Origin of the sequence: Qipengyuania sp. NPDC077563 (assembly GCF_044901345.1) — a bacterium.
Classification (GTDB): domain Bacteria; phylum Pseudomonadota; class Alphaproteobacteria; order Sphingomonadales; family Sphingomonadaceae; genus Qipengyuania; species Qipengyuania aestuarii.
In genome coordinates this window covers 989,264-1,005,457 of sequence record NZ_JBJDPC010000002.1, presented here as the reverse complement: position 1 = coordinate 1,005,457, position 16,194 = coordinate 989,264, and the positions used below count along the sequence as shown (strand labels likewise).

Here is a 16,194-nt window from a genome sequence, read left to right as displayed (position 1 = left end):
TGTCAACTTGCTTCAGATAGACCGGGATGAATATGAACGATACAGTCTTCACCTTCGGCGGAAATGCTCCGCATACGAATGCAAGGCAGAAGGACAAGACCGTCACGGGCGGCAAGGGGGCCAATCTTGCAGAGATGGCCAGCATCGGCCTCCCGGTTCCTCCCGGCTTCACCATCGCGACCGAAGAATGCCTGAAATATCTCGCGGGCGGCAGCGATTTCTCCGAGAAACTGCGCAGCGACGTGATGGCCGCACTGACCCATGTCGAGAAGACGGTGGGCAAGGGCTTCGGCAACGCCGCCGATCCGCTTCTGGTCTCGGTCCGTTCGGGCGCGGCCGTGTCAATGCCCGGCATGATGGACACCGTTCTCAACCTCGGCCTGAATGACGAGACGGTGCAGGGCCTTGCCCGGACCAGCGGCGACGAACGCTTCGCCTGGGACAGCTATCGCCGTTTCATCCAGATGTATGGGGATGTGGTGCTCGGCGTCGATCACGGCCTGTTTGAGGAAGCGCTCGAAATAGCCAAGGAAGACAATGGCTATTACGCCGATACGGAACTCAGCGCCGAAGAGTGGAAGACGCTGGTTGCCGAATACAAATCCATCGTCGAGCAGGAACTGGGCAAGCCTTTCCCGCAGGACCCGGCCGAACAGCTATGGGGCGCCATCAGCGCCGTGTTCGACAGCTGGGATACCGAGCGGGCCAAGATCTACCGCCGGCTGAACGACATCCCTCATGACATGGGCACGGCCGTCAATGTGCAGGCGATGGTTTTCGGCAACATGGGCGACACCAGCGCCACGGGCGTTGCCTTCACCCGCGATCCTTCGACCGGCGAGAAAGCCTATTACGGCGAATGGCTGGTCAATGCGCAGGGCGAGGACGTGGTGGCGGGCATCCGCACACCACAGTATCTGACGAAAGCGGCGCGCGAGGCGTCAGGGGCGGACAAGTCGAGCATGGAAGAAGCCATGCCCGAAGCCTTTGCCGAATTGGCGCATCTCTTCGACCTGCTCGAAAAGCATTACAAGGACATGCAGGACATCGAGTTCACCGTGCAGCAGGGCAAGCTGTGGCTGCTGCAAACCCGAAACGGGAAGCGCACGGCCAAGGCCGCGCTCAAGCTGGCGGTGGACATGGTGGGCGAGGGGCTGATCGACGAGAAGACCGCGATCTGCCGCGTCGATCCGATGGCATTGGATCAGCTGCTGCACCCCACGCTCGATCCCGATGCACCGCGCGATGTGCTGACCACCGGGCTCCCGGCATCGCCGGGCGCGGCGAGCGGAAAGATCGTGCTCGATGCCGATACGGCGGAGCTTTGGGCAGGGCGGGGCGAGAAAGTCATTCTCGTCCGCGTCGAGACCAGCCCGGAAGACATTCACGGCATGCACGCCGCCACTGGCATTCTGACGGCGCGCGGCGGGATGACCAGCCACGCCGCCGTGGTGGCACGCGGCATGGGGCGGCCCTGCGTCTCGGGCGCTTCGCAAGTTTCGATTGCGCGGGAAGGCCGCACCTTAACCATCGGAAATCGCGAACTTAAGGAAGGCGACGTCATCACGCTCGATGGCGGCAACGGGCAAATCATGGCTGGCGAGGTGGCGACCATCGAACCCGAGCTCGCCGGAGATTTCGGCACGCTGATGGAGTGGGCTGACAAGCATCGCCGCATGCGTGTTCGTACCAATGCCGAAACCGAAAACGATTGCCGCATGGCGCGCCAATTCGGCGCGGAAGGTATCGGCCTGTGCCGTACCGAGCATATGTTCTTCGATGCCGACCGCATCAGCGCCGTGCGCCAGATGATCCTGGCGGACAAGGAAGCCGGTCGCCGGGCTGCGCTGGATAAACTGCTGCCCGAACAGCGGGCCGATTTCGTGAAGATCTTCGAGGTGATGACGGGCCTGCCGTGCACCATCCGCCTGCTCGATCCGCCGCTGCACGAATTTCTGCCGCATGGCGATGCCGAGTTCGAAGAGCTGGCATCCGCCACCGGCAAGAGCGTCGATCAGCTGAAGCGGCGCGCCTCGGAACTGCATGAATTCAATCCCATGCTCGGCCATCGCGGCTGCCGTCTCGGCATCACCTATCCCGAAATATACGAGATGCAGGCGCGCGCCATTTTCGAAGCGGCGTGTGAAGTTGCGAAGACGAGCGGCGAGGCACCGGTTCCCGAAGTGATGATTCCGCTGGTCGCGACTCGCAAGGAACTCGACCTGCTCAAGAGCGTGGTAGACCGCGTGGCCGCGGAAGTATTCGAAGCCACCGGTCGCACGCTCGACTATCTGGTCGGCACGATGATCGAACTGCCGCGCGCTGCGCTGATGGCGGGCGAAATCGCCGAAGTCGGCGAATTCTTCAGCTTCGGCACCAATGACCTCACGCAGACGACGCTGGGCGTCAGCCGCGACGATGCGGGCCGCTTCCTGACCGAATATGTCGACAAGGGGATATTCGCGCGCGATCCCTTCGTCAGCCTCGACATCGACGGTGTCGGCCAACTGGTCGAATTGGCTGCGGAACGCGGGCGCAAGACGCGCGGCGATATCAAGCTGGGTATTTGCGGGGAACACGGCGGCGATCCGGCCAGCATCGCTTTCTGCGAGAAGACCGGGCTCGATTATGTCAGCGCGTCGCCCTACCGTGTGCCGATCGCGCGGCTTGCGGCTGCTCAGGCAAGCCTTCGTTAGTCTTTCCAGCCGGTTAGGGTCAGTATCTCGAAAGTTTCGAGGACGCGGTCCTGATCGTTGCTGGCCGTGAGGAACGAGGTCCTGGCACGCTCCAGGGCCGCTTTCCCCAGCGGCGGCGCCGCGCTGGCCAGGCTCGACGTCAGGCCCTGGTCGCGCAGGTCCGACACCAGCCTGTCGAGCGACCGATAGGCCACTTCGAGCGAGCGGCTGTCGACCACCTGCCGCTTGAACAGCGCCCGCTGCATAAGCGCCGATGCCGCGGCATTGTCGACCAGCGGATGCATGCGCGCAGCCGGGCGATCAGGCTCGGCCGCAATGACGGCACGGCGCAAATTGCTCAGACTTCCGGCCCCGATCAGCGAAGCGATCACGATCCCGCCTTCCGCCAGCGCGGTGCGCAGATGGAGCAGGGCACCTGGCAGATCGTTGACCCGGCCGAGCGAGGCCAGGCTGACGATCAGATCGTAGGGCGCACCTTCGATCGGCTTTTCTTCGTCGATCGTGCGCACATTCGCCTCGTCCACCTGGGACCCGTGGCCGCGCAAGGACAGCGCAAGCGTCCCCGTCCAGTCGCCCATGACCAGCACGCGGGCCGGTTCGAAGCGCATGAATTCGAGCCGGTCGAGAATATCCTCGACCATGTCGTCCAGCACGTACCGCGCCGCATCGCGCTGCGACTGGCGGACCATCGCGCGGCGAAAGCCGGCCATTCTGCGCTGGCGGCTGAAGATGCGGGGCGGCGCCTTATCTGCCATGGCTAATATCCATGCCGGCCCCCCTGCCGCGCTTGCCACAACCATGCAAGCGGTGCAGCACATCGGTATGGGGAGAATAACCACGATCCGCCGCGCTCTGACAGAAGGGGCATCGCCGCTCGCGGACCTTCTGTATCCGCCACGCTGTCCTGCCTGCGGCGATGCCATTGGCGCTCAGGGCGGACTGTGCGCAGCCTGCTGGTTTCAGCTCGTAATCCCGGGCGATCCCTCCTGCGCTGCGTGTCAGCGCCCCTTCGGCGATCATGGCCCACCTCACGGTGCGCTGTGCGGCCCATGCCTCGCCCACCCGCCACTGCATGACGGCATTGCAGCGGGTACGCTCTACACCGACGTGTCGCGCAAACTCGTTCTCGCGCTAAAGCACGGCAGGCGCATCGCTCTCGCGCCGATGCTGGCGCGCCTCATCGCTGCGCGCATTCCGGCCGCCGATAACGATCGGTTGATCATCCCGGTCCCGCTGCATCGCTGGCGCCTGTGGCAGCGCGGGTTCAACCAGGCAGCCTTGCTGGGCAGGGAACTGGCGAGGGCCGGGCATGGCAGGCTTCTGGTCGATGGCCTGACGCGGACACGGGCAACGCCAAGTCTCGGGGGCATGGGGGCGAGGGCGCGAACAAAGGTCCTCACCGGCGCCATTGCCGTTACCCGGAAACAGAGCATCGCTGGCCGCAACGTCCTGCTCGTCGATGATGTGCTGACCAGCGGCGCCACTACCACGGCCTGTGTGAAGGCGCTCAAGAAAGCAGGGGCGAAGACAGTGCTGGTAGCCTGCTTTGCCCGCGTGCTCGACGAAGCGCTCGATCAGGCCAGACAAACGAAACGCCCGGAGTCCGAAGACCCCGGGCGCCACGTGACGAAATAAACCGGACCCTGGCGATGCAGCCCCCCAGCATGCATCAGGTCCTATCCCTCATCGTTACCGGATGCGCCGCGTACAACCCCTCGCGGCTGCGGATCCGGGACCCCTGAACCTGGCGCTCTTCTGGCACCGATGCTCCGGTTAGCAGGCTTCACATTACCTGCTGCGCCATTACATTCATCAGAAAGCCCATTACTCAAATAGCCTTCTTGGCCTAAGTCTGATTTTGACCCTACCTTGTGGCGGTCGTGCAACAGACTGTCGTAACTATACAATTTTCGGAGCGCACGTGTCCAAAACCCAGATCGACCGGGAAAAAGGTCCGGAATTCCTACCAAAATTCGACGAGAAAGGTTTGCTCAGCGCCGTCGTGCAGGATGTGCGCACTGGCGAAATACTCATGGTGGCTTTCATGGACCAGGAAGCGATCGATGCGACTTTGCGCACCGGCATCGCTCATTTCCATTCGCGCTCACGAGGCAAGCTGTGGAAGAAAGGCGAGACATCCGGAAATGTCCTGAACGTGGCAGAGATTCTCGTCGATTGCGACCAAGATGCGCTGGTCCTTCGCTGCGAACCGGCCGGCCCGACCTGTCATACCGGAGCGCCAAGCTGTTTCTATCGTAAGCTGGATGATGGCATTCTCCAATCCGTAAAGGCTTGACGCTTACGTAAACGTTTGGCTATGAAAAGGGTATGACCCAGTCGCTTACCAATGCCGATACCGATCGTCGTCATGCCGGAGCGCATCTCGAACGCCCCGATAAGCTTGAGCGTGAACAATTTTCTATTTCGGATCTCACCAGCGAGTTTGAATGCACTGCGCGGGCCCTGCGCTTTTACGAGGACGAGGGGCTTATAGCGCCTTCGCGCGTTGGTCTGACAAGGATCTATTCCAAGCGGGATCGCGCGCGGCTTGCTTGGATCATGCGTGCCAAGAATGTCGGTTTCTCGCTGACCGAAATTCGCGAGATGATCGATCTCTACGATCTCGACGACGGTCGCGCGGAGCAGCGCCGGGTCACGCTCGAAAAATGCAAAAAGCATGTTGCCAAGCTGAAAGCGCAGCGTGCCGATATCGACAGTTCGATCAAGGAACTTTCAGAATTCATCAATCTGGTCGAAGACCAACTCGATTAGGGACCCCTCCCGGTTAAAGCCCGACTAAAGTCAATCTTTCCCAAGGACACCCAATGCCCATCTACAACGCCCCCGCTCGCGACGCCCGCTTTATCATTAACGAACTGCTCGATCTGGGCAGCTATGGCAATCTGCCCGGCTTCGAAATGGCGTCCGAAGATGTCGTGGAAGCTGTCATCAACGAAGGTGGCAAGTTCTGTTCGGAAGTTCTGGCCCCGTTGAACCGCATCGGTGACGAACATGGCTGCGTGCGCAATGAGGATGGTTCGGTCACGACACCTCCGGGGTTTAAAGAGGCGTTCGAGCAGTTCAAGGAAGCCGGGTGGGGCACACTTGCGGCGCCCGAAGAGTTTGGCGGCCAGGGCATGCCTCACGTGCTCGGCTTCGTGCTGGAAGAATTCATCTCGAGCGCCAACCAGTCCTTCGGCATGTACCCGGGTCTCACCAACGGCGCGATTTCCGCGCTTATCGCCAAGGGTTCGGATGAGCAGAAGGCGAAGTATCTGCCCAAGATGATCTCCAACCAGTGGACGGGCACGATGAACCTGACCGAACCGCAGTGCGGCACCGATCTGGGCATGATCCGTACCAAGGCGGAGCCTCAGCAGGATGGCAGCTACTCCATAACCGGGACGAAGATATTCATCTCCGCCGGCGAACACGACATGGCCGAGAACATCATCCATCTGGTGCTTGCCAAGACCCCTGGAGCGCCTGACAGCAGCAAGGGTATCACGCTCTTCGTCGTGCCGAAATTCCTCGTGAATGACGATGGCTCGCTCGGTGATCGCAATGGCGTCAGCTGCGGTTCGATCGAAGAGAAGATGGGCATTCACGGCAATGCCACCTGCGTGCTCAATTACGATGGCGCCAAAGGCTGGATGGTCGGCGAAGAGAACAAGGGTCTCGCAGCCATGTTCATCATGATGAACGCAGCGCGTCTCGGCGTCGGTATTCAGGGCCTGAGCCAGGCCGAAGTCGCTTATCAGAACGCGGTAGCCTATGCGCTCGACCGTCGTCAGGGCCGTGCGCTCACCGGCGCCGCAGAGCCTGAGGCGCAAGCTGATCCGATTTTCGTCCATCCCGACGTTCGCCGGATGCTTATGGATGCCAAGGCCTTCACCGAAGGAATGCGCGCGCTTGCCCTGTGGGGCGGCCTTTTGGTCGATCTGACACACAAGGCGCAAACCGAGGAAGAGCGCGAGGAAGCCGACATGCTGCTCGGCCTGATGACGCCGGTTATCAAGGGCTACGGCACCGACAAGGGCTATGAAGTCGCTACCAACATGCAGCAGGTCTTCGGCGGCCATGGGTACATCGAGGAATGGGGCATGAGCCAGTTCGTCCGCGATGCCCGGATCGCCCAAATCTACGAAGGTACCAATGGCGTTCAGGCGATGGACCTGTGCGGTCGCAAGCTTGCGCAGAAGGGCGGTGCTGCGGTGCAGGCCTTCTTCAAGCATGTCGGCGAGGAAATCGCTGCGGCCAAGGAAGTCGAAGAACTGAAGGATATGGCAGAGCAGCTCGAAAAGGCGCTCGGACAGCAACAGGCCGCCACCATGTGGTTCATGCAGAATGCTATGCAGAACCCCAATCATCTTGGTGCAGGCGCCCATCATTACATGCACGTCATGGGCATCGTGACGCTGGGCCTGATGTGGCTGAAAATGGCCAGGGTCGCTGCGACGAAGATTGGCAGCGCAGGCGATGACAAGGCGTTCTATGAACAGAAGCTCGCAACAGCGCGCTATTACATGGATCGCTATCTACCCGACGCTGGCGCTTTGCGCCGTAAACTTGAAGCGGGCAGCGAAAGTCTGATGGCTCTGGGTGAGGATGCTTTTCAGACGGCTGCCTGAGCCTAGAGGCCCACTTTCATATTGTTTTTGAGGGGCGACGCTGTAGCTATACAGCGTCGCCCCTTGGTTTTTGAGAAGTTCCAACAGGAACGATCACGGCCTTAAGTACGTAATGGCGTCAGGGTCTGGTTGGGAGATATTCGTTGCTTTAGGTTCAGGGCAATGAAGTAGGGGAACTCGCGGATGAGCGGAACATTTCCGAAAGCATACCCTGCGTGACCATTTTCTCGCGTCTCGTTGCATCCGCCCCGCTCGCTATCCTGTCCACGAATGACGAGGGCATAATTCTCAGTTGGAATTCTGCCGCCGAGAAGATTTTTGGGCATCTGAAGGACGAGGCTGTCGGATCATCCGTGACGATCATCATTCCGGAGCGCTTTCAAAGAGCGCATGAGGAGGGGATGCGGCGGATGCGCGACGGGGGGGAAACAAGGCTTGTTGGAAACACGGTCGAAATTATAGCTCAGCATGCGTCCGGGGTGGAATTTCCGGCGGAGCTGACGCTATCCCTTCATCGGGACCGGGGGGAAACCATCGTCGGCGCGCATATTCAGGATATTTCCGAGAGGCACGCGCGCGAAGCGAATCTTGAACATCTTGCGAAGCACGACGAATTGACTGGGCTTCTGACGCCTAGAGCATTCCTGAACACCACCCGGGAATTTTTGGCTGACGGTGAGACACCGGGGCTGCTGATAATTGATCTCGACAATTTCAAGGCCATCAATGACTCTCTCGGCCACCCGGCCGGCGATGCGCTCCTTCAATCCATTGCAGTGAGATTGAGACTGAATGCAGATCCTGCATGGCGTATCGCGCGAATGGGGGGAGACGAATTTGCAATTCTTATCCCTGGTCCCTGTACCGAGGAAGTGGTCGGAAGTGCGGCAGATCGAGTCCTCGAAACCTTGTCTGATCAGTTTCGAATATTCGAGCATCAGTTCTCTGTGGGTGGCAGCGTAGGCGGTGCGGTTGTCGATGAAGTCAATGAAGATGCCGAGACGCTCTTGCTCCATGCCGATCTGGCGATGTTTGCCGCCAAAAAGCAAGGGAAGTCTCGTCGGATTTTCGATGCCGAAATGCGTGCCGAACACGCGCAGCAAAGGATATTACAAGCTGACTTGGTGGGGTCAGTCGAGAAAGGCCAATGGGAGCTACTCTTCCAACCGCAAATCGACATCAGGAATGCCGAACTGATTGGCGCGGAAGCGCTCCTCCGCTGGAACCATCCTAGCCTGGGTATGCTGCGCCCCTCAAGCTTCATGGGCTTTCTGGACACGCATGTCATTGCTCAAGAACTCGGAGATTGGATAATCGAAGATGCATGCAGGTTCATAGCGGAATGCCGCAAAGCAGGACTAAATCTGCCGAGCGTCGCGTGTAACCTTTTCCCCATACAAGCGCAGTCACATAGGCTGTCCTCTTCAGTACCCCAATTACTTGAAAAATACGGTTTACAGCCCAGCGACGTAGAATTCGAGGTCACCGAGCAGACGACGCTCCGAAGCGATAAGGAAAGTCTGTCGCATCTCATGACGCTCTATGATGCTGGCCATTACGCTCGACGATTTCGGCACCGGTTACGCATCTCTCACGACCTTGCAGTCACTCCCCCTGACAGGGATCAAGATCGACAAGAGATTCGTAGCAGACTTCCTAACCGACACGCCAAGCGAAGCGATTATCGCAGGTATGATCGCCGTCGCCGAGTGCATGGAAATCGAAGTGGTTGGGGAAGGTGTTGAGACAGAAGAACAGCGCGCCCGGTTACAGGAGATGGGCTGCTACAAGGCGCAGGGCTATCTCTTCGCCAAGCCGCTCACGAGAGCCGCTTTTTTCGCCAATTATGGTTGAAGTCGAGGCCAACTCATGAGCTGGCCTCGAAAGTACTCTTAACTGTTGGGAAGGAACTCTGGCACTGACAGATACCGTTCGCCGGTATCGTAGTTGAACCCAAGCACGCGACTACCGGTAGCCAGCTCCGGTAGTTTCTTCGCAATTGCAGCCAATGTCGCGCCGCTTGAGATACCTACCAGCAAGCCCTCGATTGCCGCAGATTTTCTTGCCCACTCCTTGGCGTCTTCCGGGTCAACCTGAATCGCGCCGTCGATGGATTGCGTATGCAGGTTTTCCGGCACGAAACCGGCACCGATTCCCTGAATCGGATGTGGACCGGGCTGGCCCCCGCTTATCACGGGGGAGCCGGCAGGCTCTACCGCATAAGCCTTCATATCGGGCCATTTCTCTTTCAGCACTTCGGCGCAACCAGTAAGGTGGCCGCCAGTGCCAACGCCGGTAATCATCACGTCGATCGGCTCATCCTCGAAGTCGGCAAAAATTTCCTGCGCCGTGGTGCGTTTATGCACTTCAAAGTTGCTTGGGTTGTCAAACTGGCTGGGCATCCATGCGCCATCCGTCTGTTCAACCAGTTCAGCTGCACGGGAGATCGCTCCCTTCATGCCACCTTCCTTGGGTGTGAGATCGAACGTAGCGCCATAGGCCAGCATCAGACGCCGCCGCTCGAGGCTCATGCTTTCGGGCATGACCAGGACAAGTTTATAGCCCTTAACGGCCGCAGCCATCGCGAGGCCGATGCCGGTGTTGCCGCTGGTCGGCTCGATAATGGTGCCGCCAGGCTTAAGCTTCCCCGATTTTTCCGCATCTTCTACCATCGCGAGACCGATGCGATCCTTGATCGAACCGCCAGGATTGGCACGCTCGCTCTTCACCCAGACTTCATGATCAGGGAACAGGCGCGACAGGCGAATGTGCGGGGTGTTTCCAATGGTTTCGAGGATGGATTGGGCTTTCATGGAATCTGCTCCTGCAGCTTTTCTTCTGGTAATTCCCGATTGGGCTGTTGCCCTACCAATTCATCAGGCGGGTCGAAGGTCCGCGTTGTGCGCAGAACGGGAAAGATTTTCGTCCAAGCAGCGACAGTGATGATTGCGCCAGCGCCTCCGGTTACGACCGCCGCAACCGGGCCGAGCGCATACGCAAGGCTGCCGGAGAAGAAGTCACCGAACTCGTTTGATGCGCTAATCGTCAGCAAGCTAACCGACGATACACGCCCGCGTTTCTCGTCGGGCGTATGCAACTGGATGAGCGACTGCCGGATATAGACGCTGAACATATCCGCCGCCCCGACAATGAAAAGCATGGCAAGACTCAACGGCATGGAGGTCGAGAGACCGAAGATGATTGTGGCGAGACCGAAGACAGCGACCGCCCAGAGCATTCGTGGGCCGACATTGGTTTTCAGGGGCCGGAAACTGAATATCAGCGCGGTAAGAGCCGCGCCAATGGCGGGCGCCATGGCGAGCTGCGCAAGACCCGTCTCGCCGACTTTGAGGATGTCGCGGGCATAGACCGGAAAAAGCGCGGTCGCTCCAGCAAGAAAAACGGCGAAGAGATCGAGCGTGATCGCGCCAAGCACCATTTTGTTTCGCACAACATAGCGCACGCCTTCGACCATCGCGTGTATCGGCTGCTGGTTCTGCGGACGAGGTGGTTGCGGGACTTTGCCGATGAAGGAAAGAGCTGTCATCGCGAAGACGAACAATCCAGCTGCAACCAGATAGGGAAGCGAAGGGAAGATCGCATAGGTATAGCCGCCGACGGCAGGGCCCACGATCATGCCGGTCTGCCAGCTTATACTCGACAGCGCGATGGCATTTGGCAGGATCGCCTTTGGCACGAGATTGGGGGCAAGGGCGGACATCGCCGGGCCGTTGAATGCTCGCACTATTCCGAGCACGATCGCCACAGCATAGATGGACCAAAGAGCAATGCTGTCACTCCACGTCAGCCAAGCGAGGGCACCGGCGCACAGTAGCTGCAGTGCGATAGTCGCGCGTCCCACGTTGCGGCGGTCGAAATGGTCAGCGGCCCATCCCGAAAAGGGGGTGAGCAAAAACAATGGCACAAATTGAAGGAGGCCGATCAATGCCAGCTGACCGGAAGCTTCGGCCACATCCATCCCGCTGTCTCGGGCAATATTGTACGTCTGCCAGCCAATGATCAGCATCATCGCATATTGCCCGAGAGTCATGGTCAATCGCGCGAGCCAGTAGGCGCGGAAGTTTGCGATTCTTAGCGGCGATGCTTCGGGCTTGGGCGCGGTGTCTGTTTTCACGCCAGACGCATGGCAGGCCCGCCAACCATTGTGAAGACGAGCCTGCTTTTATTTCTAGAAGTAACTTTTAACTCTTTACCGCATCTTACGCAGTCGCGGATTTGGCTGCAAAGTATCGATCAGTGACAGAAAATCGTCGACGCGAATGATCCGTTCGAACTGAAAACCGGCGCGGTTGTCCCGGCACCATATACAATAGGCCTCGATGCGCCCGATCACGGGCAGGCGAACGACAAGACGTTCGCCCCGGCCTACATTATCGGCATCGTCGATCATGAATCCATTGGCTGAGATGTTCGCAATATGCATGCTGACATCGCCGCGGCCGAAATATTCAGCGATCACTGGATGATCAACAGGATGCCGCGCCATGCGCCGCTGGTCGGTTACGCTCAGTTGTGCTCCTGCGCTCATCCGCTTGAACCTTAAAATATTTACCCCAGAACGCATTCGTCAAAAAAGGCGAATATTTGGTAAACCGATCGGAAATATTTGCCGATAGAATCTGAGCGCCAAGCCCTATCGCCGGATAATCGCGTGCTTTTTCTTGCCTAACGAAAGCTTGCGCTCGGTACTCGGTGCGACCTCGACCAGGTAACTCGGATCGTTAACCGTCATCCCGTCGAGCTTGACCGCGTTCTCCGCCAGCTTGCGTTTTGCTTCCCCGCCGGATGCAGTGAAGCCGAGGCCTGTAAGCACTGCGCCTATCCTCATTCCTTCTCCGCCAACATCGATCGAGGGAAGGTCCTCTCCGGCGCCGCCGCCGGCAAAGGTTTTTGCCGCAGTCTTTTCAGCGCTATCTGCAGCGTCACGCCCGCGCACAAGTGCAGTGACCTCATTGGCGAGTACAGTCTTCGCGTGGTTGATTTCCGCCCCTTCGAGAGATTCGAGGTTGGCAATTTCGTCGAGTGGCAGATCGGTGAACAGGCGAAGGAATCGGCCAACGTCGCGATCGTCGACATTGCGCCAATACTGCCAGAAATCGTAATTCGGCAGCTGCGCCTCGTTAAGCCAGACTGCTCCTGCGGCCGTTTTGCCCATCTTGGCCCCATCTGCAGTCGTCAGCAGCGGGGTGGTGAGGCCGAAAAGCTCCCGCCCATCCATTCGGCGCGCAAGTTCCATACCGTTGACGATATTTCCCCATTGATCACTCCCGCCCATCTGCAGTCGGCAACCATATCGCTGCGCCAGTTCCCGGTAATCGTAGGCTTGCAAGATCATGTAATTGAATTCGAGGAAAGTCAGCGGTTGTTCCCGGTCGAGGCGGAGTTTGACCGAGTCGAAGGTGAGCATTCGGTTGACCGTAAAGTGTGGGCCGACGTCGCGCAGCAGTTCGATGTAGCCAAGTTTGCTCAGCCACTCGTCATTGTTCACCATCACAGCGTCGGTGGGCCCGTCACCGAAGGTCAGCAGGCGTTCGAATACCGTGAAGATCCCGGCGACATTATCTGCTATAATCTCGTCGGTCATCATTCGGCGACTTTCATCCCGACCACTTGGATCACCGATTTTTCCGGTTCCGCCTCCCATAACCACGATCGGTTTATGGCCTGCCTCCTGAAGGCGGCGAAGCATCATTATCTGGACCAAGCTACCGATATGTAACGACGGCGCAGTGGGGTCGAAGCCGATATAGCCGGGTATGACTTGCTGCTTGGCAAGTGCGTCCAGCCCTTCGGGGTCGGTAATCTGGTGGATATAACCGCGCTCTTCGAGCAGACACAGAAGTTCGGATTGGTAAGTGCTCATGATGGAGCGTCCGCTAGCATGGGGATTTCGAATTGGAAACGCATGAACTCGTCGCCCACGAGGCCTATCCGCCAGCGGAGGTCACCTCTGTCACTGCCCGGATCGTGTCGCGTGATACGAATTGGTTGCAGCTTCGCTGGCGGATTGAAGGTGCCAGCAAACTTTTGATACCGCGTCTTGCAGGCAAGGGCAGGGCGGATGAGCTCTGGCGCACGACGTGTTTTGAGATCTTTCTAAAGCCCCATGGGGGCAGTTCCTACTGCGAGTTCAACCTATCCCCGTCCGAACGCTGGGCTGCCTACGATTTCTCAGCACCCCGAGAGGCAATGACAGATCGGCCAGTTGCCATTGAGCCGGCATGCACAATCCGGCAGGGCAGCAGCTTCGCTATTTTCGATGCGGCAATTCCTGACAGTGCGTTACCTGCCACGGCTTGTGCCGTTGGCCTGTCATGCGTTTTGGAAGAGCTGGGCGGGATCAAGAGTTTCTGGGCTTTGAGCCACAATAAGGATCAACCGGATTTTCATGATCCGACTTGCTTCGCCGCCCGCCTTCATGCACCAGCAGGGATATGAAATTCGGGATCGACCGCCTTCTCACCGATAGCGATTTGCAGAGACAGTTGAGCGGCAAGCGCGTGTCTCTCGTCGCGCATCCTGCCTCCGTGACAGCGCAACTGGATCATTCGCTCGACGCGTTGATCGACCGCGGCATTAACGTAGTCAGTGCGTTCGGCCCTCAACACGGGCTCAAAGGCGATAAGCAGGACAATATGGTCGAAACTGCGGATGAAAATGATCCGCATTACGATATTCCGATTTTCAGCCTCTATGGAGAGGTCCGCCGCCCCACTGGCCAGGCGATGTCGACAGCCGACGTATTTCTGTTCGACCTCCAGGATTTGGGGTGCCGAATTTATACGTTCGTCACCACGCTCCTCTACATTCTCGAGGAGGCAGCAAAAACGGGAAAGTCGGTTTGGGTACTTGATAGACCAAATCCCGCCGGCGGCCCAGTAGAAGGTACGTTACTGGTCCCGGGCCAGGAAAGTTTCGTTGGCGCGGCGCCAATGGTTATGCGTCATGGTATGACCATGGGCGAGATGGGTCACTGGTTTGTTCATCATTTCGGGCTCGATGTCGATTACCGGGTGATCGAGATGGAGGGATGGAAACCTGGGCAGACGCCTGGGTTCGGCTGGCCAGAAAGCAGGGTCTGGATCAATCCCAGCCCCAATGCAGCAGGTGTCAACATGGCCCGCGCATATGCGGGAACGGTGATGCTGGAGGGAACAAATCTGAGCGAGGGGAGGGGGACCACTCGTCCGCTCGAAATCCTTTTCGGAGCCCCGGACATAGATGCCCTTGCTGTTCTGGATGAAATGGAACGTCTGGCTCCGGCCTGGTTACGTGGTTGCAAACTGCGCGAATGCTGGTTCGAACCTACTTTTCACAAGCACGCCGGCAAGCTTTGCAATGGCTTGATGATCCATGCGGAAGGGCCCTTCTATGATCATCACGAATTCAAGCCGTGGAGACTGCAGGCTCTCGCTTTCAAAGCGATCCGCAGCATCTATTCCGGCTATGATATCTGGCGTGATTTTCCCTACGAGTATGAATTCGATCGCCTTGCAATCGATGTCATAAACGGTGGTCCCGCTTTGCGCGAGTGGGTCGACGACAGTGAGGCGGCACCAGATGATCTCGACACGCTGGCAAGGCATGACGAGGAAAGCTGGCGGCAGACCATCGCTCCGCATCTACTCTACGGCTAAAAGGGCCGTGTTCAGCCCTGCTTCCGGCTCAGCTCGCGCATGGCGTCATCCAGCCCGTCCAACGTAAGAGGGTACATGCGATCATTTACCAGGTGTTTCATAATCTTGGTCGATTGCGAATATCCCCATTGCTTTTCGGGTACCGGATTGAGCCAGACAGTCGCGGGATAGGTGCTAACCACTCTTTGCATCCAGGTGGCCCCGGCTTCTTCGTTCATATGCTCTACGCTACCGCCCGGGTGCGTGATTTCGTACGGACTCATGGCTGCATCCCCGACGAATACTATCTTGTAGTCGTGTCCATATTTATGAAGAACATCCCACGTTTTTGTTCGCTCCTGCCACCGGCGGCGGTTGTCCTTCCAGACCCCCTCATAAAGGCAATTGTGAAAGTAAAAGAACTCCAGGTTCTTGAATTCGCTGGTTGCGGCACTGAAAAGCTCTTCAGTTACCTTGATAAAGGGGTCCATCGAGCCGCCTACATCGAGGAATAGCAGTAATTTGACAGCATTTCGCCTTTCAGGGCGCATGCGAATGTCTAGCCACCCTTGCTTTGCCGTGCCCTCGATGGTCGCATCGATGTCAAGCTGATCGGCCGCCCCTTCTCTGGCGAAGCGGCGGAGGCGACGAAGCGCCATCTTCATATTCCGCGTGCCGAGTTCCTTGGTGTTATCGAGATTCTTGAACTCTCGCTTGTCCCAGACCTTGATTGCCCGTTTATGCCGGCTTTCACCGCCGATCCGCACGCCTTCAGGATTGTAACCAGAATTTCCAAAGGGGCTGGTCCCGCCCGTTCCTATCCATTTATTGCCGCCCTGATGGCGCTTCTCCTGCTCCTCGAGGCGCTTCTTCAGGGTTTCCATGATTTCATCCCAGTCGCCGAGGCTCTTGATCTTTTCCATTTCCTCCTCGGAAAGGAATTTCTCGGCGACCGATTTCAGCCAGTCTTCGGGAATATCGACGGGGTTTTGGCCGTAGTCAGACATGATGCCTTTGAAGACTTTGGAAAAAACCTGGTCGAAGCGGTCGAGTAGACCTTCGTCTTTCACAAACGTAGCGCGGCTGAGATAGTAGAAACTTTCCGGCGATTGACCGATTACCTCACAATCTAGTGCTTCCAGCAGAGTCAGGTGTTCTTTGAAACTTGCGGGAATTCCCGCCGCCCGCAATTCGTCGACGAAATTTAAAAACATAAGCGAATTCAACCTG

Annotated in this window: 14 protein-coding genes and 1 pseudogene; 9 read left to right on the top strand and 6 right to left on the bottom strand. The window is 58.2% G+C overall.

The window, feature by feature from the left end; genetic code table 11:
• Positions 1-32: 32 nt before the first annotated feature.
• Complete coding sequence (gene ppdK, locus ACI2I1_RS10880) at positions 33-2,696, top strand: pyruvate, phosphate dikinase (RefSeq protein ID WP_404679106.1); 2,664 nt, start codon at positions 33-35, stop codon at positions 2,694-2,696.
• Here ppdK and ACI2I1_RS10875 read toward each other — a convergent pair.
• On the bottom strand, positions 2,693-3,451 hold the full coding sequence (locus tag ACI2I1_RS10875) for a class I SAM-dependent methyltransferase (RefSeq protein WP_404679105.1): 759 nt from the start codon (positions 3,449-3,451) through the stop codon (positions 2,693-2,695). The genes ppdK and ACI2I1_RS10875 overlap by 4 nt on opposite strands.
• A gap of 67 nt (positions 3,452-3,518) precedes the next feature.
• Between ACI2I1_RS10875 and ACI2I1_RS10870 the strand changes: the two genes are divergently transcribed.
• From ACI2I1_RS10870 to ACI2I1_RS10845, 6 genes and pseudogenes are all read left to right on the top strand, one after another.
• Positions 3,519-4,331 carry a double zinc ribbon domain-containing protein gene (locus tag ACI2I1_RS10870; protein ID WP_404679173.1) on the top strand — a complete coding sequence of 271 codons (813 nt, stop codon included), beginning with the start codon at positions 3,519-3,521 and terminating at the stop codon, positions 4,329-4,331.
• A gap of 286 nt (positions 4,332-4,617) precedes the next feature.
• Positions 4,618-4,992: a phosphoribosyl-AMP cyclohydrolase gene (hisI, locus tag ACI2I1_RS10865; RefSeq protein ID WP_404679104.1), complete on the top strand. Its 375-nt coding sequence runs from the start codon at positions 4,618-4,620 to the stop codon at positions 4,990-4,992.
• Between the two features lie 32 nt (positions 4,993-5,024).
• Positions 5,025-5,468, top strand: coding sequence for a MerR family DNA-binding transcriptional regulator (locus ACI2I1_RS10860; RefSeq protein WP_404679103.1), 444 nt, complete (start codon positions 5,025-5,027; stop codon positions 5,466-5,468).
• A 53-nt stretch (positions 5,469-5,521) separates the two neighbouring features.
• The gene (locus ACI2I1_RS10855) at positions 5,522-7,327 is read left to right on the top strand and encodes an acyl-CoA dehydrogenase C-terminal domain-containing protein (RefSeq protein WP_404679102.1); all 1,806 of its coding nucleotides are present in this window, start codon (positions 5,522-5,524) and stop codon (positions 7,325-7,327) included.
• A 215-nt stretch (positions 7,328-7,542) separates the two neighbouring features.
• Positions 7,543-8,859 (top strand): annotated as a pseudogene (locus tag ACI2I1_RS10850) (diguanylate cyclase domain-containing protein); the annotation flags it as partial.
• Positions 8,860-8,869: 10 nt separating this feature from the next.
• Entirely contained in the window at positions 8,870-9,181 is a 312-nt protein-coding gene (locus ACI2I1_RS10845) for an EAL domain-containing protein (RefSeq protein WP_404679101.1), read from the top strand.
• A gap of 38 nt (positions 9,182-9,219) precedes the next feature.
• Here ACI2I1_RS10845 and cysK read toward each other — a convergent pair whose 3' ends face one another.
• From cysK to tyrS, 4 genes are all read right to left on the bottom strand, one after another.
• The gene (cysK, locus tag ACI2I1_RS10840; RefSeq protein ID WP_404679100.1) at positions 9,220-10,140 is read right to left on the bottom strand and encodes a cysteine synthase A; all 921 of its coding nucleotides are present in this window, start codon (positions 10,138-10,140) and stop codon (positions 9,220-9,222) included.
• Positions 10,137-11,462 (bottom strand): MFS transporter, encoded by a 1,326-nt coding sequence (locus tag ACI2I1_RS10835; protein ID WP_404679099.1) that lies wholly within the window; start codon positions 11,460-11,462, stop codon positions 10,137-10,139. The genes cysK and ACI2I1_RS10835 overlap by 4 nt, the downstream gene beginning before the upstream one ends.
• 75 nt (positions 11,463-11,537) lie before the next feature.
• Positions 11,538-11,876, bottom strand: coding sequence for a PilZ domain-containing protein (locus ACI2I1_RS10830; protein WP_221541529.1), 339 nt, complete (start codon positions 11,874-11,876; stop codon positions 11,538-11,540).
• 105 nt (positions 11,877-11,981) lie between these two features.
• Complete coding sequence (gene tyrS / locus ACI2I1_RS10825; RefSeq protein WP_404679098.1) at positions 11,982-13,211, bottom strand: tyrosine--tRNA ligase; 1,230 nt, start codon at positions 13,209-13,211, stop codon at positions 11,982-11,984.
• 32 nt (positions 13,212-13,243) lie between these two features.
• Here tyrS and ACI2I1_RS10820 point away from each other — a divergent pair, with 32 nt between their 5' ends.
• Both ACI2I1_RS10820 and ACI2I1_RS10815 read left to right on the top strand, forming a co-directional pair.
• Positions 13,244-13,786 (top strand): DOMON-like domain-containing protein, encoded by a 543-nt coding sequence (locus ACI2I1_RS10820; protein WP_404679097.1) that lies wholly within the window; start codon positions 13,244-13,246, stop codon positions 13,784-13,786.
• The gene (locus tag ACI2I1_RS10815; RefSeq protein ID WP_404679096.1) at positions 13,783-14,985 is read left to right on the top strand and encodes an exo-beta-N-acetylmuramidase NamZ domain-containing protein; all 1,203 of its coding nucleotides are present in this window, start codon (positions 13,783-13,785) and stop codon (positions 14,983-14,985) included. The genes ACI2I1_RS10820 and ACI2I1_RS10815 overlap by 4 nt, the downstream gene beginning before the upstream one ends.
• An 11-nt stretch (positions 14,986-14,996) precedes the next feature.
• Here ACI2I1_RS10815 and ACI2I1_RS10810 read toward each other — a convergent pair whose 3' ends face one another.
• On the bottom strand, positions 14,997-16,178 hold the full coding sequence (locus ACI2I1_RS10810) for a VWA domain-containing protein (RefSeq protein WP_404679172.1): 1,182 nt from the start codon (positions 16,176-16,178) through the stop codon (positions 14,997-14,999).
• Positions 16,179-16,194: the final 16 nt, after the last annotated feature.